General features: G+C 74.3%; 15 protein-coding genes. 12 read left to right on the forward strand and 3 right to left on the reverse strand.

Annotated elements, in window-relative coordinates; translation table 11 throughout:
- Nucleotides 1–2: 2 nt before the first annotated feature.
- Both ABD973_RS03450 and ABD973_RS03455 read left to right on the forward strand, forming a co-directional pair.
- Nucleotides 3–1,523 (forward strand): acyl-CoA synthetase, encoded by a 1,521-nt coding sequence (locus ABD973_RS03450; RefSeq protein WP_345498355.1) that lies wholly within the window; start codon nt 3–5, stop codon nt 1,521–1,523.
- A gap of 53 nt (nt 1,524–1,576) precedes the next feature.
- Nucleotides 1,577–2,032 (forward strand): MaoC family dehydratase, encoded by a 456-nt coding sequence (locus ABD973_RS03455; protein ID WP_125823280.1) that lies wholly within the window; start codon nt 1,577–1,579, stop codon nt 2,030–2,032.
- Nucleotides 2,033–2,097: 65 nt separating this feature from the next.
- Here ABD973_RS03455 and ABD973_RS03460 read toward each other — a convergent pair whose 3' ends face one another.
- Nucleotides 2,098–2,808 carry a TetR/AcrR family transcriptional regulator gene (locus ABD973_RS03460; protein WP_125823279.1) on the reverse strand — a complete coding sequence of 237 codons (711 nt, stop codon included), beginning with the start codon at nt 2,806–2,808 and terminating at the stop codon, nt 2,098–2,100.
- A gap of 95 nt (nt 2,809–2,903) precedes the next feature.
- On the opposite strand from ABD973_RS03460, the gene ABD973_RS03465 reads away from it, so the two are divergent.
- Nucleotides 2,904–4,544, forward strand: coding sequence for an amidohydrolase (locus tag ABD973_RS03465; protein WP_345498359.1), 1,641 nt, complete (start codon nt 2,904–2,906; stop codon nt 4,542–4,544).
- Here the strand turns inward: ABD973_RS03465 and ABD973_RS03470 are convergent.
- Nucleotides 4,511–5,623: a LacI family DNA-binding transcriptional regulator gene (locus tag ABD973_RS03470; RefSeq protein WP_125823277.1), complete on the reverse strand. Its 1,113-nt coding sequence runs from the start codon at nt 5,621–5,623 to the stop codon at nt 4,511–4,513. The genes ABD973_RS03465 and ABD973_RS03470 overlap by 34 nt on opposite strands.
- Nucleotides 5,624–5,754: 131 nt before the next feature.
- Between ABD973_RS03470 and ABD973_RS03475 the strand changes: the two genes are divergently transcribed.
- From ABD973_RS03475 to ABD973_RS03510, 8 genes are all read left to right on the forward strand, one after another.
- Nucleotides 5,755–7,392, forward strand: a complete 1,638-nt coding sequence (locus tag ABD973_RS03475) for an ABC transporter substrate-binding protein (RefSeq protein WP_125823276.1) — start codon at nt 5,755–5,757, stop codon at nt 7,390–7,392.
- A complete protein-coding gene (locus ABD973_RS03480) occupies nt 7,389–8,342 on the forward strand; it encodes an ABC transporter permease (protein WP_125824276.1) in 954 nt (317 codons plus the stop codon). Before ABD973_RS03475 ends, ABD973_RS03480 begins: the two co-directional genes overlap by 4 nt.
- Nucleotides 8,339–9,238: an ABC transporter permease gene (locus ABD973_RS03485; RefSeq protein ID WP_345498364.1), complete on the forward strand. Its 900-nt coding sequence runs from the start codon at nt 8,339–8,341 to the stop codon at nt 9,236–9,238. The genes ABD973_RS03480 and ABD973_RS03485 overlap by 4 nt, the downstream gene beginning before the upstream one ends.
- A 5-nt stretch (nt 9,239–9,243) precedes the next feature.
- A complete protein-coding gene (locus ABD973_RS03490; protein ID WP_164721000.1) occupies nt 9,244–10,239 on the forward strand; it encodes an ABC transporter ATP-binding protein in 996 nt (331 codons plus the stop codon).
- Nucleotides 10,236–11,051, forward strand: a complete 816-nt coding sequence (locus ABD973_RS03495; RefSeq protein ID WP_241253448.1) for an ABC transporter ATP-binding protein — start codon at nt 10,236–10,238, stop codon at nt 11,049–11,051. Before ABD973_RS03490 ends, ABD973_RS03495 begins: the two co-directional genes overlap by 4 nt.
- A 128-nt stretch (nt 11,052–11,179) precedes the next feature.
- Entirely contained in the window at nt 11,180–11,557 is a 378-nt protein-coding gene (locus ABD973_RS03500; protein ID WP_125823272.1) for a PadR family transcriptional regulator, read from the forward strand.
- Nucleotides 11,550–13,208, forward strand: coding sequence for a PAS domain-containing protein (locus ABD973_RS03505; protein ID WP_125823271.1), 1,659 nt, complete (start codon nt 11,550–11,552; stop codon nt 13,206–13,208). Before ABD973_RS03500 ends, ABD973_RS03505 begins: the two co-directional genes overlap by 8 nt.
- Entirely contained in the window at nt 13,205–13,498 is a 294-nt protein-coding gene (locus ABD973_RS03510; RefSeq protein WP_125823270.1) for a hypothetical protein, read from the forward strand. The genes ABD973_RS03505 and ABD973_RS03510 overlap by 4 nt, the downstream gene beginning before the upstream one ends.
- 6 nt (nt 13,499–13,504) lie before the next feature.
- Here the strand turns inward: ABD973_RS03510 and ABD973_RS03515 are convergent, their stop codons facing one another.
- Entirely contained in the window at nt 13,505–14,668 is a 1,164-nt protein-coding gene (locus tag ABD973_RS03515) for a PP2C family protein-serine/threonine phosphatase (protein WP_164720999.1), read from the reverse strand.
- A 227-nt stretch (nt 14,669–14,895) separates the two neighbouring features.
- Here ABD973_RS03515 and ABD973_RS03520 point away from each other — a divergent pair, with 227 nt between their 5' ends.
- Nucleotides 14,896–17,757 carry a peroxidase family protein gene (locus ABD973_RS03520; RefSeq protein ID WP_345498371.1) on the forward strand — a complete coding sequence of 954 codons (2,862 nt, stop codon included), beginning with the start codon at nt 14,896–14,898 and terminating at the stop codon, nt 17,755–17,757.
- The last annotated feature ends 9 nt before the right edge of the window (nt 17,758–17,766 follow it).

The following is a 17,766-nucleotide window of genomic DNA, read 5'->3' on the forward strand; positions in this document are numbered from 1 at the left end:
CCGTGCGCAATCAGGGCATCGGCTCCTGGCCCGCCCGCCGCGGCCGGAAGACCCCCCGGCGCACCGCCCTCCTGTACGAGGGCCGCGCGGTCGGCTACGCCGAACTCCACGAACGCTCCACCCGTCTCGCCCACGCCCTGCGCGGCGCCGGCGTCGGACGCGGGGACCGGGTCGCCTACCTCGGCCCCAACCATCCCGCCTACCTGGAGACGCTGTTCGCCACCGGACTGCTCGGCGCCGTCTTCGTCCCGCTCAACACCCGGCTCGCCGTGCCCGAGCTGCTGCACCAGCTGACCGACTCGGGCAGCGGGGTCCTGGTCCACGCCAGGACCCCGGAGGAACGGGTCGCCGAACTCGCGGCGGGCGCACGGATTCCCACGCTCCTCGCCGTCGGTCCGGGACCGGGGCTGCCCTACGAGGAACTGCTCGCGGCCGCCGCCACCGAGCCGGTCGACGAGGAGGTGGGGCACGAGGACGTGTGCCTCATCATGTACACCTCGGGCACCACCGGCCGGTCCAAGGGCGCCGTCCTCACCCACGGCAACCTCGTCTGGAACAGCCTCAACGTGCTGGTCGACACCGACCTCGCCGGCGACGAGGTGGCCCTGGTCTGCGCGCCGCTGTTCCACACCGCCGCACTGAACATGAGCTGCCTGCCCACCCTGCTGAAGGGCGGCACCGTCGTCCTGGAGTCCTCCTTCGACGCGGAGCGCAGCCTGGGGCTCATCGAGGAGCACCGGGTGACCCGCATGTTCGGGGTACCGACGATGTACGACGCGATGGCCGCCGCGAGCGGCTGGGCCGAGGCGGACCTGTCGAGCCTGCGCACCCTGCTGTGCGGCGGCGCCCCGGTGCCGGGCCGTACGGCGCGCGCCTATCTGGACCGGGGCCTGGCCTTCGTCCAGGGGTACGGGATGACGGAGACCGCGCCGGGGGCCCTGGTCCTGGACCGGTCCGACTCGCTGACGCACGCCGGTTCGGCGGGCGTGCCGCACTTCTTCACCGACGTACGGGTCCTGCGGCCCTCGGGCGAGGAGACCGTGCCCGGTGAGGAGGGCGAGGTGGTGGTCGCCGGCCCGAACGTCTCGCCCGGCTACTGGAACCTCCCGGCGGCGACGGAGGCGGCCTTCCTCGACGGGCGGCGGTTCCGCTCGGGCGACGTGGCCACGGTCGACGCGGACGGCTACGTACGACTCGTGGGCCGCCTGAAGGACATGTTCATCTCGGGCGGGGAGAACGTCTACCCGGCCGAGGTGGAGGACGCCCTGCTCGAACACCCCGACGTGGCCGAGGCGGCCGTCATCGGCGTACCCGACCCCAGATGGGGCGAGGTCGGACGGGCCGTCGTCGTCCTGCGCGCGGGTGCCGCACCCACGCCCGCGCGGCTGATCGCCCATCTGGAGGACCGGCTCGCCCGCTACAAGATCCCGCGGAGCATCGTCCTGGCTCCCGAACTCCCCCGCAACGCCACCGGCAAGCTGCTCAAGGACCCGATCCGGGCGCGCTACGGCACCGGCAACTGAGACCGGTCCGCCCCCACCACCCCCACCACCCCCACCAGTCAAGGAGCACCGCCATGTCCGTCACCGTCCACGGGATCGACGAGATCCGCAACCGGTCCGGCGCCGACCTCGGGCACAGCGCCTGGGTCGAGATCGCCCAGCCGCGGGTCGACACCTTCGCCGACGCCACCGGCGACCACCAGTGGATCCACGTCGACCCGGAGCGGGCGGCCGCGGGTCCGTTCGGCGCCACCATCGCCCACGGCTATCTGACGCTCTCCCTGCTCATCCCGATGTGGAGCGAGCTGCTCGACGTCGAGGGCGTGTCGATGAAGGTCAACTACGGCCTGAACAAGGTCCGTTTCCCCGCGCCGGTGCGCGTCGGGTCCAGGATCCGGACGCACGGCCGGGTGGTGTCCGTCGAGGACGTCAAGGGCGGCGTCGAGGTCGTCGCGGACCTGACCGTGGAGATCGACGGCAGTGACAAGCCGGCGTGCGTCGCCCAGGCCGTGTACCGCTTCTACGCCTGACGTACGCAACCACCCGGGGGCGGCCGCACACGGCGGCCGTCCCCCTTGCGCGTGCCGGGCGCGTGTCAGCCGCCGTCCGCCGCCGGGTGCAGCGCCGCCACCGCGGCGAGCATCAGCTCCAGGGCGAAGGGGTAGCCGCTGTCCCTCATGTCGGCGGCGAGCAGCGGGAACGTCGCCGCGATGTTCGGGTGGGTCTCGGGCGGCAGCCTGCCGTACACCTCGTGCCAGACCTCCTCGTCCGCCACCCGGGCCGCCTCCGGCAGGGCGCGCGCGGCGGCGTCCTGCGCGGCGAAGGCCAGCGCCTGGTCCACGAAGGCGTGGTAGATCCGTACGGCGAGGGCGTCGGGGAATCCCGCCGAGCGCAGGGTGGCGAGGATCCTCTCGACGGCCCGTGTCTCGTGGCGCCGCCCCGTCGTGCGGTGCGCCGTGAGGAGCGCGGCCTGGGGGTTGGACTGGTAGCAGGCGTGGATGCGCAGCCCGATCGCGCGCAGGTCCGTCCGCCAGTCCCCGGTGGCCGTCCAGCCCTCCTGCGCGCGGCCGATCAGCTCGTCGGAGAGGGCGAGGAGCAGGGCGTCGGTGTTGCGGAAGTAGCGGTAGAGGGCGCTGGGGTCGGCGCCGAGCGCCGCCCCGAGCCTGCGCGCCGAGAGGGCCGCGGCGCCGTGCTGCGCGATCAGGCGCAGGGCGGTGTCGACGATCAGCCGTTCGGAGAGCACGGCGCCCTGCTTGGTCGGCCGGCGGCGCCGGCGGCCGGCTTCGGGAACCACGCGTTCTGACATGCACGGACCTTACGACAACACCATTGACGTGTAAACGGCCGCCCGGCTTCCATGTCCCCGTCCCCCCACTGTCGCCCCTCGTACTGGAGCTCCGTATGACCAAGGCAGATCTGGTCTTCACCCGCGGTCCCGTCTTCACCGTCGACCCGGCCCGCACGCGGGCGACCTCGCTCGCCGTCGTCGGCGACCGGATCGCGGCCGTCGGCCACGACGAGGTACGGGAGCTGATCGGCCCCCGCACCGAGGTCGTCGACCTGACCGGGAAGCTGCTGGTCCCCGGGTTCCAGGACGCCCACGTCCACGCCGTCTACGGCGGTACGGAGCTGGCCGAGTGCGATCTGACCGGTACGGTCGGCGTCCCGGAGTACCTGACCCGCATCCGGGCGTACGCGGACGCCCACCCGGACCACGCGTGGATCACCGGCGGCGGCTGGTCGATGGAGAGCTTCGACGGCGGGCTGCCCACCCGGCAGCTGCTGGACTCCGTGGTCCCGGACCGGCCGGCGTTCCTCGTCAACCGCGACCACCACGGCGCCTGGGCCAACACGCGGGCCCTCGAACTCGCCGGGATCACCGCCGCCACCCCGGACCCCGCCGACGGCCGCATCGAACGGGAGCCGGACGGCGGTCCCAGCGGGGTGCTCCAGGAGGGAGCCACCGCGCTGGTCTCCCGTCTCGTGCCCGCCGGCACCCCCGCCGGCCGGCTGGCCGGCCTGCTGCGGGCCCAGGAACTGCTGCACTCGCTCGGCATCACCGGCTGGCAGGACGCGCTGCTCGGCGTGTTCGGCGGCAAGCCCGATCCCTCGGACGCCTACGTCACCGCCGCCCGGGACGGCTCGCTCACCGCCCGGGTGACCGGCGCGCTCTGGTGGGACCGGGACCGCGGTGCCGAGCAGATCGGGGAACTGGTCGCGCTGCGGGAGAAGCTGAGCCACGGACGCTTCCGGGCCGGCTCGGTGAAGATCATGCAGGACGGGATCGCCGAGAACTTCACGGCCGCGATGACCGCCCCGTACCTCGACGGCTGCGGCTGCGCGACGGCCAACACCGGCCTGAGCTTCGTCGACCCCGTGGCGCTGCGCGGGTACGTGGCCGAGCTCGACGCCCTCGGGTTCCAGATCCACTTCCACGCCCTCGGCGACCGGGCCGTCCGCGAGGCCCTCGACGCCCTGGAAGCCGCCGTGGCCGCCAACGGCCGGCGCGGCAACCGCCACCACCTCGCCCACCTCCAGGTCGTCCACCCCGACGACCTGGCCCGCTTCGCCCGGCTCGGCGCCATCGCCAACATCCAGCCGCTGTGGGCCGCGCACGAACCGCAGATGGACGCGCTGACCATCCCCTTCCTCGGGCCGGAGCGCGCGGCCTGGCAGTACCCCTTCGGTGATCTGCTGCGGGCCGGCGCCACCCTGGCCGCCGGCAGCGACTGGCCCGTCAGCAGCCCCGACCCGCTCGCGGGCATCCACGTGGCCGTCAACCGCAGGGACCCCGAGGCCGATCCCGCCGACGACCGGGTCTTCCTGCCCGAACAGCGCCTCGACCTCGCGACCGCGCTGGCCGCCTACACGGCCGGCTCCGCCCATGTGAACGGCCTCGACGACGCGGGCAGCCTGCGCCCCGGCCACCTCGCCGACCTGGTCGTCCTGGACCGGGACGTCTTCGCCGCGCCCCCGCAGGAGATCGCCGAGGCGAGGGTGGAGCGGACCTACGTCGGGGGCAGGCTCGTCCACTGCGCCTGAGGGGCCGACGCCGCTCCGGGGCGCCGTAGGGAGGACGCCCGTACGTCGAGCCGGGTCGGCACGAGCACCCCGGCCGACTCCCGCCGGCCCTCCTCCAGGACCGCCACGAGCAGTTCGACACCGGCCTGCGCGATCTCCTCGGGCCGCAGGCTCAGCGTCGTCACCGGCGGCTCGGTGTGCGCGGCCGTGACGTCCTCGCTCACACAGGCGAGGAGCAGGTCCCCGGGCACCTCGTAGCCCTGGCGGCGCGCCGCCTCCAGGACGAGGGGCGGGCTCGCCTCGGCCACCAGGAAGAGGGCGTCGGGGCGCAGCCCGTCCGGCCCCTCCCCGTCACCCGCCAGGGCGGTCTCGACCGCCCGTACGACCGGTCCGTTGCCGGGGGCCTCGGCGTACCCGATCCGCTCCGCCACGCCGTGGGCGGCGCACCAGCCCCGGTAGGCGGCGAGCACCTCCCGGTGGAACCGGGTGGTGCTGTCGGGCAGCACCATCGCGGGCCGCCGGGCCCCCTGTTCCCGGAGGTGGTCCAGGGTGCCGCACACGGCCGGTCCGGCTTCGACGTCCACCCAGTAGGCCCCCGGCCGCCCCTCGACGGAGCGGTCGCTGAACACCGGGATGCGGGCGGCGAGCAGGTCGCCGACGACCCGGTCGTCGGGGACGGGGTCGGCGACGACCACCGCGTCGAGCGGCAGGCCGGCCCACTCGCCCTGAAGGGAGCCGGCGGGCAGCAGCACCACGGCGTAGCCGCGTTGCAGCGCGGTCGCGGCGGTGGCGCCGGTGAGCCTGGCGAAGTACGGCGATTCCAGGAAGGACCAGGGGGTGTCGGCGAACTCTCCGACCATGTACCCGATCAGCCGGGCCCGTCCCGTGCGCAGCTGGCGGGCCGTCGCGTTGGGCCGATAGCCCATGACGCGCGCGGTCTCGCGCGCCTTCTCCCGCACCTCGGCGGAGAGGCGTCCGGTGCCGTTGAGGGCCGCCGAGACGGTCGTCTTGGACAGCCCCGCCTCGCGGGCCACGTCGACGAGCCGGACGCGCGGGGCGGGCTGCGGGGCGGCTTCGCCATGCCTTGGAACATCGGTCATGGGGACGATGCTGCCACCCCCGTGACCTCTGCAAAACCGTTCCCGCAAAGCCTTGTGCGGGAACGTTCCCGCATCAATACTCGCTCCATCCCCCAGCGCCCGTCACTACACCCGTAAAGGGGTGGGTCTGCATGCGCACGCCCAGGATCGCCACGCTCCTCGCCTGTACCGCCGCCCTCGCGGCCACCACCAGCGCCTGCTCGGGCGCCTCCGCTCCCCGGTCCGCCGACGGCGTCGGCGGCTACCAGGTCACCGCGACCTCACCGCCCGCGCAGGGCGCCCTGGACTCGTTCACCTGGTCCCTGTACGCCGAGCCCTACACGCTCGACTACGCCCTCGCGTACGACTACCCGCCGAACACCGTGCTCGCCAACGTCTGCGAGCAGCTCCTGCGGGTCACGCCCGACCTGAAGATCGAGCCCGGTCTCGCCGTCAAGTACGCGCAGCCCGACCCCCGCACGCTGGTCTACACCCTGCGGCCCGGAGTGAAGTTCCACGACGGGACGACGATGACCGCCGACGACGTGGTCGCCTCCCTGGACCGCCACCGGAACCCGGAGACCGGATCCCCCTGGGCCTCGGCGTTCAAGAACGTCACCGCCGTCGAGAAGACCGGCCCCCTGGAGGTCACGCTCCGGCTCTCCCGGCCGGACGTCCTCCTGAACGAACTCATGGCGGCCTCCCCCGGCACCGTAGAGAGCGCGGCCACCCTGGCCAAGGCCGGCAAGGACTACGGCACCCCGAAGGGCACGGTCAACTGCACCGGCCCGTTCGCCCTCGACCAGTGGGCGCAGGGCGAGAGCATCACCCTCAAGAAGAGCGCCGACTACTGGGACCGGTCGCTGACCCCCAAGTCCGCCGCCGTGAAGTTCACGTTCATCGAGGACGCCGCCGCCCGGGCCAACGCCTTCCTCTCGGGGACCGCCGACGGCGGGTACATGGTGCCCTCCTCCTCGCTGGCGCAGCTGCGGGGCAGCGGCAAGGGATCGGTCCTCTTCGGCCCCAACACCGCCGCGGCGAACCTGGCCGTCCTCGACTTCCACGGCACGCTCGGCGACCTCAAGGTCCGCAAGGCCCTGTCGCTCGCGCTCGACCGGAAGAACATCGTCAAGGCGGCGGCCGGCGGCGTCGGCTACCCGGCCAAGGCTCCGGCCGCGCGCGGCGCCTGGTCGCTGGCCCCGGAGAAGACCGCCTCGCTCTTCGACGCCGTGCCCGAGCCGTCGTTCGACGTCAAGGCCGCGCAGGAGCTCGTACGGGAGGCGGGGGCGACCGGCCGCACGGTCACCCTGGCCACGAGCACGCTCGCACCCGAGATCAGCGTCGTCGCCAACGCCGTCCAGGCCGCCGGCCGCCGGATCGGCCTCGACGTCCGGCTCAAGTCCGTCGCCCCGGAGGCGTACAGCAGCATCTTCACCGACCCGGGCGCACGCGCCGGCCTCGACCTGGTCATCACCAACGGGTACGACAACACCCCCGACCCGCTGGAGTTCTACCAGTACCTGCGCACCGGGGACTTCGGGAACTACGGCAGCTGGTCGAACGCCGAGTACGACGCCGCCTTCGACCAGGCCAACGCGCAGCCCGACCCCGCCGAACGGGCCGAGCTGACCGCCGCGCTCCAGCGGATCGCGCTGCGCGAGCTGCCGGTCATCCCCGTCTACGAGGCGCCCTACTCGGTCTTCCTCGGCGACCGGGTGACCGGCGCGCCGACCGGGATCGCGCAGCTGTACTACCCGTGGGCCGCGACGATCGGGGCCGCGAAGCGATGACCCGCTACCTCGTCGGACGGCTCCTCGGCCTGGTGACGGTGCTGTTCGTGACCTCCCTCGTGGTCTTCGGCTCCCTCCACCTCGCCCCCGGCGACCCGGTGTCCTTCCTGCTCCACGGCCGCCCCGCCACCCCCGAGGCCGTGTCGGCCCTGCGCTCCCAGTACCACCTGGACGACCCGCTGCCCGTGCAGTACGCGAAGTGGCTCGGCGGTGTCCTGGGCGGCGACTTCGGCCGCTCCGCGCAGTTCCACCAGGACGTGACGGCGCTCATCGGCTCGCGGCTGCCCGGCACCGCCCTGCTCGTCGGGTACGCGGCCCTGCTGGTCGCCGTCCTCGGGGTGGCGGGCGGCGTCCTCGCGGCGCTGCGGCCGGGCCTGCCGGACCGCGCGGTGCTCATCGGCACCGGCGTCGCCACGGCGACCCCCTCGTTCGTCACCGCCATCGCGCTCGTGTCGCTCTTCTCCGTCCGGCTGGGCTGGTTCCCGGGCCCGGGAGGCACCCCCGCGGGCTTCTCGGACCGGCTGTACCACCTGACGCTGCCGGCCTTCGCCCTGGCGCTGACCTTCGCGGGCATGCTAGCCCGGGTGACGCGTTCGGCGATGCTGGACGAGCTCGGCCGCGAGCACGTCGAGGTGGCGCACGCCCGCGGCGTCGCACCGTGGACCGTGGTGCGCAAGCACGTGCTGCGGGGCGCCCTGGGCCCGGTCGTCACCGTCGGCGGCACGATGCTCGCCGGACTGCTCATCAGCACCTCGATCGTCGAGACCGCCTTCGACGTACCGGGGCTCGGCTCCCTGCTCGTGCAGTCCGTGACCGCCAAGGACTTCGCCGTCGTACAGGCGGTCACCCTGCTCAGCGTGGCGGCCTTCGTCCTGGTGAACCTCGCCGTGGACCTGCTCGTCCCCCTCATCGACCCCCGGCTGTCCCTCCACGGGGAAGGCTCCTCATGACCCTCACCACGCCCTCCGCGGCCTCCCCGCCCGGCGCGGCTCCCGTGCCGCTGCGCCGCCGGCCCGGTCTGCGCCTCCTGCGCGGACTCGGCCAGGGCCCGCTGTTCACGGCCTCGGTGGCGGTGCTCGCCGCCCTCGTGCTGGTCGCGCTCCTCGCACCCGTCCTCGCCCCGTACGACCCCGAGGTGCTCGACCTCTCCTCGCCGCTCGTCGGCACCACCGGCGACCACCTCCTCGGCACCGACCAGTCCGGGCGGGACGTCCTGTCCCGGCTGCTCCACGGCGCCCGCACCGGCCTGCTCGGCCCCCTGCTCGTCGTCGGGGTCTCCACCCTCCTCGGCACCCTGCTCGGCGTCGTGGCGGCCTGGCGCGGCGGCTGGGCGGACTCGGTCCTGTCCCGCTCGATGGACATGGTCTTCGCGGTCCCCGGCCTGCTGCTCGCGATCCTGCTCGTGTCCGTCGTCGGCTCCGGCATGACCGCGCCCGTGATCGCCATGGCGGTGGCCTACACCCCGTACGTGGGACGGCTGGTGCGCGGGATCGCGCGCCAGGAGAAGGCCCGCCCGTACATCGAGGCCTACCGGGTGCAGGGCTGGTCCGGGTGGAACGTATGCCTGCGGCACCTGCTGCCGAACATCGCCCCGACCGTCTTCGCCCAGTCCGCGATGAACTTCGGGTACGCGCTGATGGACCTGGCGGCGCTCTCCTTCCTCGGCTTCGGCGTGCAACCGCCCGCCGCCGACTGGGGAGCCATGATCAACGAGGGCCAGTCGGCCGTCCAGCAAGGGGCGATGCTGCCCGCCCTGGCCCCCTCGGCGTGCATCGTGCTCGCGGTGGTGGCGTTCGGCATCGTCGGCGAGGGGCTCGCCGACCGGATCGCGAGGCGGGAACGGTGAACGCCATGACCGAGGAGAACCCCCCGCCCGACGGGCCGCCCGTCCTGGAGATCGACGGGCTCGGCGTCCGCCTGGCGGCCGACCGGGCGGCCCGGCCCATCCTGGACGGCGTCAGCCTGCGGGTGCTGCCCGGCGAGACGGTCGGCCTCGTCGGCGAATCCGGCTCCGGCAAGTCGGTGGCCTGCCGCAGCGTCCTCGGGCTGCTGCCCGCGGGCGCCCGCACCAGCGGGCACGTCCGGGTCGCCGGCCGGGACGTGCTCACCATGAACCGCGCCGAACGGACCGCGCTGCGGGCCCGGCAGGTCGCGATGGTCTTCCAGGACCCGCGGTCCTCCGTCAACCCGCTGCGCCGGATCGGCGACTTCCTCACCGAGGGCCTGCGCGCGGCCGGAACCCCCGCCGCCACGGCCACCGCCCGGGCCGAGGAGCTCCTCCACGCCGTCGGCATCCGCGATCCGCGGGGCGCCCTGCGCCGCCGTCCGCACGAGTTCTCCGGCGGCATGCTCCAGCGGGTGGTCATCGCCGCGGCGCTCGCGGCCGAACCCGCCCTGCTCGTGGCCGACGAGCCGACCACCGCCCTGGACGTCACGACCCAGGCGGAGGTCATCGCGATCCTCACCCGGCTGCGCGCCGAGCGCGGCACGGGCCTGCTCTTCGTCACCCACGACCTCGAACTCGCCTCCGCCGTCTGCGACCGCGTGTACGTCATGTACGCGGGCCGGATCGTCGAGACCCGGGGCACGGACGAGCTGTTCGAGCGGCCGCGCCACCCCTACACGGCGGGGCTGCTCGCCTGCACCCCGCGTATCGAACGGGGCTCCCCGGCCCCCCGGCCCGTCCCCGGCCGCCCCGTCTCGCTCGCCGAGGCGCCGCCGGGCTGTGCCTTCGCCGCGCGCTGCGTCCACGCCCTGCCGCGCTGCACCGAGGAGACACCCGCACTCGCGCGGTACGGCGACGGCCTCGCCGCGTGCCACCGCGCCGACGAAGGGATCACGCTGTGACGACCACCCCGACCCGCGAACTCGTCGTCCAGGGGCTGTGCAAGCGGTACGGCGACCACGCCGCCGTCGACGACGTGTCGTTCACCCTGGCACCGGGAGCCTCGCTCGCCGTCGTCGGGGAGTCCGGCAGCGGCAAGACCACCACGGCGCGCATGCTCGTCGGCCTGGAACGCCCGGACGCCGGCACCGTACGCCTGGGCGGCCGGGACCGTACGGCACGGGTCCGCGGCCGGGCCGAACGGCTCGCCCGGGCGCGGGAGATCCAGATGGTCTTCCAGGACCCCTACCTGTCGCTGGACCCCCGGGTAACGGCGGCCGGATGCGTGGACGAGGTCCTGCGGCTCCACACCCGGCTGGACGCGGCCGCCCGCCGGGCCCGGGCCGCCGAGCTCCTGGAGCAGGTCGGCCTCGGCCCACGCGAGGCCTCGGCGCTCCCGCGCCGCCTCTCCGGCGGGCAGCGCCAGCGCGTGGCCATCGCACGCGCCCTCGCGGTGGAGCCCGGGGTCCTCGTGCTGGACGAGGCCGTCGCGGCGCTCGACGTCTCCGTCCAGGCGCAGATCCTCGAACTGCTCGCGGCGATCCGCCGCGAGGCCGGCGTCGGCTACCTCTTCGTCACCCACGACCTGGCGGTGGTCCGGCACATCGCGGACGAGGTACTGGTGCTCAAGTCGGGGAGGGTCGTGGAATCGGGCCCGACCGACCAGGTCCTGGACGCCCCGCAGCACCCGTACACCCGGCTCCTGCTCGACTCCGTCCCCCGCCGCGGCTGGGACCCGGGCGCGGCGGCGGCGGGGCGGCGGGGGCTCGGCTGACCGGAGCCGGGCGGTACCACAGGCCGAGACCAGGAGTGGCGAACTCCCGTTCGGCGTACGCAAGTTCAGGTGTCCGGATGCTTCTACTTAGGTAGACGGCCCGTCTTCTACCTAAGTAGATTGCCGCCATGCCGGACGTGAACCTGACGCCGCACACCCAGACGCTGCTGCGCGCCCTCCTCGGCCAGGGCGTCGACACCGGGCAGCGCTCGGTGGTGCTCACCGAGGGGCTGTACGGGCTGGACCTGGTCCGGCGGACCGGGCTGCCCAACGGCACGCTGTTCCCCATCCTCGAACGGCTGCGCCAGGCGGGCTGGGTGGAGCGGTACTGGGAGCAGGACGCCATAGCCGAGGCCCAAGGCCGCCCCCGCCGCCGCTTCTACCGCATCAGCCCCAAGGGTGCCGTCCTCGCCCCGCAGGCCCTCGCCGAGGCGAGCGCCGCGGCACCGGCGGTGGCACGGCCGGGCATCGGACGCCCCGGACTGGCCGGGGGTACCGGTGAGTGACCGCGGTAGCGCCACGCGCGCCGCGCGGCCCGGCTCGCGGGTGACGGCGGTCCTTCTCGCGGCCGTCTGCGCCGGCTACGCCGCGGGATCCGCCCTGGGCTGGTGCGGCTCCCGCCAACTCGCCCTCGTCATGGGCGATTTCACGCTGACCGCCACCGCCGTGCTCGCCGCCGCGGCCTGCTTCCGCCAGGGACTGGCCTCCGACGGCCGAAACCGGCCGGCCTGGCTGCTGTTCGGGCCGGCCTTCACGATGGCGGCCCTCGGGCACCTGGCCGCCCCGCTCCTGCCGGGCTTCGTACCGCCCGCCGTCGTGGGGCTCGCGCTCCTGGCCAGACGGCCCGCGAGCTGGGCCGGCCGGGTCTGTATGGGAATCGACGTGTGGCTGGTCGCCGGCTCCCTGTTCGTCCTGTACCGGAGCCTGGCGACGGCCGGCGCCGTTCAGCACGCCCCGTCCGCCTCCGCGCGTGCGCTGCTGGACATCGCCCTCGTGGCGTTCGCGCTCGTCCTGCACTTCCACCGTTCCGGTCCCGGCCGCCCGGCCGTCGGCACGGCCGCTGCCGCCCTGGTGTCGATCGGGGTGGGTGACCTGCTCGTCGCGACGCCCTTCCACGACACCGCCTGGTTCGGCGGCCCGCTCCTCGTCGCCTACGCGCTCAGGCGCTCCCGGCGGACGGACACGGCCGCGGCCCCTCCCCCGCGGCCCGGAATCCGGATCGGCAGCCGCTCGACCGGTGCCGCACTGCTCACGCTCGCGCCGTACCTCGCCACGGCCGTCGGCATCCTCGGGATCCTCCACGACGCCCTCGACGACGGCCGTGTCGACAGGGCGACCCTCATCGCCTGCGGCAGCACCGTCATCGGCGTCGTGTTCCGGCTGGGGATCGTGCTCCTGGACAACATGAACCTCGTCCAGGAGCTGGCCCAGAAGGAGAACCACTTCCGCGCCCTGATCCAGTCCTCCAGCGACGTCATCATGATCGCCACACCGAACGGCGTGCTCCAGTACGTCAGCCCCGCCTCCAGCGGGGTCTACGGCCGGGCAGCCGAGGAGCTCGTGGGGCAGGAACTGGTGGCGCTGGTCCACCCGGAGGACGTCGGGCTCCTGGTCCACGAGATCCGCCGGTTCCTCGGCGCCGACGCCCTGGAGGAGCCCACCACGCGCCTGGAGTGCCGTTTCCGGACCGGCGACGGCAGCTGGCTCGACGTGGAATCGACCATCAGCCGCTACCAGGGCGGACTGATCTTCAACAGCCGGGACGTCACCCCCCGCGTCCGGCTCCCGGCCCGGATCGGCCGGCCTGCCGATCCGGATCTCCCGCCGCCCGCGCCCGGATTCGCGCCCTCCGAACCCCACGCGGACGAGGGTGACACCGGCGAACCGCCAGACGGCGACGCGCCCCGGGAGAACCGTGCCCCGGCGGGGGCACGGGGGCCGGGGAGCCGCGCGAAGGAGCCCGGCGGGCGGGTGCTCCACTTCGGAGCGCTGCTGCTGCCCACGGAGGAGCGCAGCGGGTGGCTGGAGGAGCAGAGGGCCATCCTCTACTGCCTTCCGGGGCGCCGCGAGCAGTGGAGATGGATCCTCAAACAGTTGTTCGCCATGCCCAGATTCGCCTACACCGTCCGCAGCGGCCGCGACAAGGAGTCCGCATGACCACCCCGCCCCCGCCCTCGCCTCCCCGCCCGGAGCCGGCAGCGCAGCCCGTCCCCGTCCCCGCACCCGCAGCGGTGCCGGCACCGGCCCCGGCACCCCCGCCACCCCCCGACGCGGAGCCCCTGGTGAGCGCGCGGACCGCGCTGGTGCTGCTGACGGCGGCCTTCATCGGTACGGTCCTCGGCGCCCTCACCGTCCTGTCGACGGGCAATGCCGCCGGGGGCCTGATCGCCGCCCTGTCCGGCTTCGGGGCGGCCACTGTGGGCCTGCACAAGCTGATCGGCCGCTGACGGCGCTCACCGCCCCGCGGCGTCCTGCCGGTCCACGACGAGGAGGGCCACGTCGTCGCCCAGGCTGCCGTGCGTGTGCCGCAGGAGGGCTCGGCGCAGGCCCTCCAGGAAGCCCTGACGGGAGTGGTCGCGCAGGGTGGACACGGCCCCGGCCAGGTCGAAGAAGGCCCTGTCGCGGTCGCGGGCCTCGATGACGCCGTCGGTGTGCAGCAGGAGGCGGTCGCCCGGGGTGAACGGGTAGGTCTCCGTGCCCGGCGGGGGCCCGGTGATGAACTCCTCCAGGCCCAGCGGCGGCTGGGGCGTGCCGGGCGTCAGGGGCCGGACCTCGCCCGCGTGGAGGAGCAGCGGCGCGGGGTGGCCGCGGTTGACCACCTCGACGTGCGGGCCGTCCGGGACCTGGGCGACGAGGGCGGTGACGAACCCCTCCAGGAGGGGGTCGGTGCCGTCGGCCGGGTCCGTCTCGGCGTGGACGCTGGTGCTCGCGAGGGCGGCGTCCCTGCGGAGGGCCGCCGCGCAGTGGTTGACGACCTCGACCAGGTCGGCCTCGTAGTGCACGGACTCCCGGAAGGCGCCCAGGACCACCGCCGCGGCCCGTACGGCGGGCAGCCCCTTGCCCCGGACGTCCCCGACGATCATCCGGACTCCGTACCGGGTCTGGACGGCGTCGTACAGGTCGCCGCCGATCTGGGCGCCCGCCTCGGCGGCCAGGTACATGCTGGCCGCGCGGACGGGGCCCAGCCGGTCGGGCACCGGCCGCAGCAGCACCTCCTGGGCGGCCGCGGCGATCCGCCGGACCTGGTTGAGCTGGCCCTCCCGGCGCGTGCGGGCGGCGCGGCTCGTCGTGAAGCTCGCCGCCGTGACCAGGGACAGGGCGAGGAGGTTGGTGTAGACCTGTTGGCCGCCCCAGGCGTGGTTGTGGGTGGCCGTGACAACGCTGACCACGACGGCCACTCCCGCCGCCGCGAGCGTGCCCCTGGGGCCGGTGGTCACCGCCGCCAGGGCGGGCGTCGCGACCAGCAGCGGCCCGGTGTAGACGACGTGCGCGGGCGTGAGCTCGACCAGGAGGACCAGCAGGGCGATCAGGAAGGGCACGCACTCCGCGAGGAGGAAGAGGACCTGGTGGTGACCGCCGGCTCCCGGTCCCGGGGACGAGCGCGAGGGCGCTCTCATGAGTACAGCCTGCCCCTGCCGCATGCACGGACGCCACTCCATGCGCGCGCCCCTGCACCGTGCCCCGAGGCCGGCCGGCGCGGGCGCGGCCACCCGAAGGGGCCACGCCGGGAACCCGTCTGCCCCGCTCGGCACGACACGGCCGCGTGCGTGGGGAAACGTCGGGGGAGTGCGGGGAAGCCCCCGAAAGCCCCCAAAGCCCCCACCCCCTTCGTGAAGAGGCACGCATGGACGAGGCCGAGCGGTACGAGCGATACGCCGGCGGCAGCCCGGAGGCCGAGCGGCTGGTCTTCGAGCGGCTGGCGAAGGAGCTGCTGCGCGTACAGCTCAAGGCGCAGCGGAGCAGCGGCGCGGCCGCCCCGGAGCGGACCTTCCACGCCAAGGCGGTGCTCGGCGTGGAGAACGGGCGCCTGCGGTTCCGCGACGACCTGCCCGAGCCGCTGCGGAGCGGGTTCGCCCGGCCCGGCGCCGAGTACCCGGTGACGGTCCGGCTGTCCAACGCCAGCGGGGTCCGGCGGCCCGACTCCGCGCCCGACCTGCGCGGGGCGGCGCTGCGCGTCGAGGTGGGGCCGGAGGAGACCCACGACCTGCTGATGACCAGCTTCCCGGTCTCCCACGCCCGGGACGCGCGCGAGTTCGTCGCCTTCGCCAAGGCGATGGCGGGCGCCCGGTCGCGGCCCGCCCAGGGGTTCGCCCTGTTCGTCAGGCTGCCCCTGGCGGTCGGCTGGTCCACGGCGGCCCGGATGCGGCGCAACGTGATGGCGGGGACCAGGCGGACCGTGTCCAGCCTGGCGCTGGAGACGTACTGGAGCCGGGGCGCGATCCTGTGGGGCGGCGCGGGGCCGGTGCGCTACCAGCTGCGGCCCGCTCCGGGAACCGCCCCGGCCCCGGCGGGGCCGCCGGCCGGTCCCGACGGCCTGCGGGACGAACTGGCGCGGCGGCTGGGGGCGGGGGACGTCGTCTTCGAGCTGTGCGTGCAGCGATACGCGGACCCCGGGCGCACCCCGATCGAGGACGGCGCGGCCGAGTGGAGCGAGCGGGACGCGCCGGTGGTGCCCGTGGCCACGCTGACGATCCCGCGCCAGGACCTGCACACGGCCGGTGCGCGGGCCGCCGCGGCGCGGGTCGAGCTGCTGGCCTTCAACCCCTGGCACACCTCGGAGGGCTTCCGTCCGCTGGGCAACCTCAACCGGGCCCGCAAACTCGCGTACGAGGCGAGCAGCGCGCACCGCCTGGGCCGCCGTTTCGTGACCGTGGAGCCGCGCCGCAACGCCCTGCTCGGCACCCCGCTGCGGGCCGCGTTCCGCTCCGTGAACCGGGTCGTCCCGTGGCACCGGCTGCCCACGCCGGTCGCGCTGCTGAACCTGATGGCGTTCCGGCAGACGCTGCGCCGGCACAACCTGATCGACACCGAGCTGCACGAGGCGCCGCCCCAGGCGGGTCCGGTGGAGCCGCCCGTGGACGAGGAGCTGCTGGTCAGGCGCAGCTACGACGGCAGCCACAACGACCTGTCCGAGCCGCGGATGGGCGCCGTCGGCGCGGCCTTCGGGCGTTCCATGCCGCCGGACTACCGGCCGGAGCGGTTCGACACCCCGAACCCGGTGGTCGTCAGCCGGGAGCTGCTGCGGCGCGAGGCCTTCATCCCGGCGACGTCGCTGAACGTGATCGCGGCGGCGTGGATCCAGTTCCAGGTGCACGACTGGGTCAACCACAAGCGGTTCCCGGTGGGCACCCGGAGCGTCGAGGTGCCGATGCCGCCCGGCACGGACTGGCGGAACACCCCGGGCGGGCCGCGCGAGAAGGTGATGCGCTTCGGCGACGACGATCCGCTGGACGCGGCCGGCAGCGGGCGGCCCCCGATCCGGTTCGCCGGCGGGGTGTCGCACTGGTGGGACGGCTCGGAGGTGTACGGCGGCGACCAGGCCGTCGCCACGTCCCTGCGGGAGCCGGACGGCGGCGCCGGGCTGCGGCTGGAGCAGGGGCACCTGCCGACGGGTGCGGACGGCCTGCCGGTGACGGGGTTCAGCGACAACTGGTGGCTCGGCCTGAGCGCCGTGCACACCCTCTTCGCCCGCGAGCACAACGCGGTGTGCGCGGCCCTGCGCGGCGAGTACCCGCACCTGGACGAGGAGCGGATCTACCACACGGCGCGGCTGGTCGTCTCCGCCCTCATCGCCAAAATCCACACGGTGGAGTGGACGCCCGCGATCCTGGCCACCAGGACGCTCGACATCGGGATGCGGACGAACTGGGAGGGGCCGCCGAAGAACTGGCTCGACCAGCTGGGCGTCTGGCTGCTGGAGGCGAACGCCGGGGACGGCATCCCCAGGACCCTGCCCGAGCACCACGGGGCCCCGTACGCCCTGACGGAGGAGTTCGTCACGGTCTACCGGATGCACCCGCTGATCCCGGACGACTACGAGTTCGTCGACCACCGCTTCGGCCGCCGGCTCGACACCCTCGGCTTCGCCGACCTGCAGGGCGCCGCGGCGGAGCCGCTCATCCGCAAGACCGGGCTGGTGGACTCCCTCTACTCACTGGGCATCGCCAACCCGGGAGCCATCACCCTGCACAACTTCCCGCGCTCGCTCATGGCGTTCCAGCGCGACGGGGAGGTGATCGACCTGTCCGTGGTCGACCTGGTGCGCACCCGGCGCCGGGGCGTCCCCCGCTACAACGACTTCCGGGCCGGGCTGCACAAGCCGCGGATCCGCCGGTTCGAGGACCTCTCCCAGGACCCGGGGACGGTCGCGCGGCTGCGGGACGTCTACCGGTCGGTGGACGACGTCGACACGGTGGTGGGGCTGTTCGCCGAGAACCCGCCGGCGGGGTTCGGCTTCAGCGACACCGCCTTCCGCGTCTTCATCCTGATGGCGAGCAGGCGGCTGCAGAGCGACCGCTTCCTCACCGTCGACTTCCGGCCCGAGATCTACACCCCGCTCGGCATGGACTGGATCGCCCGCAACGGCATGACGAGCGTCATCCTGCGGCACTGCCCCGAGCTGGCGGGGGTACTGCCGCGCGGGGCGAGCGCGTTCGCGCCCTGGCGGCCGGTCCAGCCGGTCCGCAACCACGACGGCCGCGGCTGACCGGGGAGG

The organism is Streptomyces racemochromogenes, from assembly GCF_039535215.1.
GTDB classification, from domain to species: Bacteria; Actinomycetota; Actinomycetes; order Streptomycetales; family Streptomycetaceae; genus Streptomyces; species Streptomyces racemochromogenes.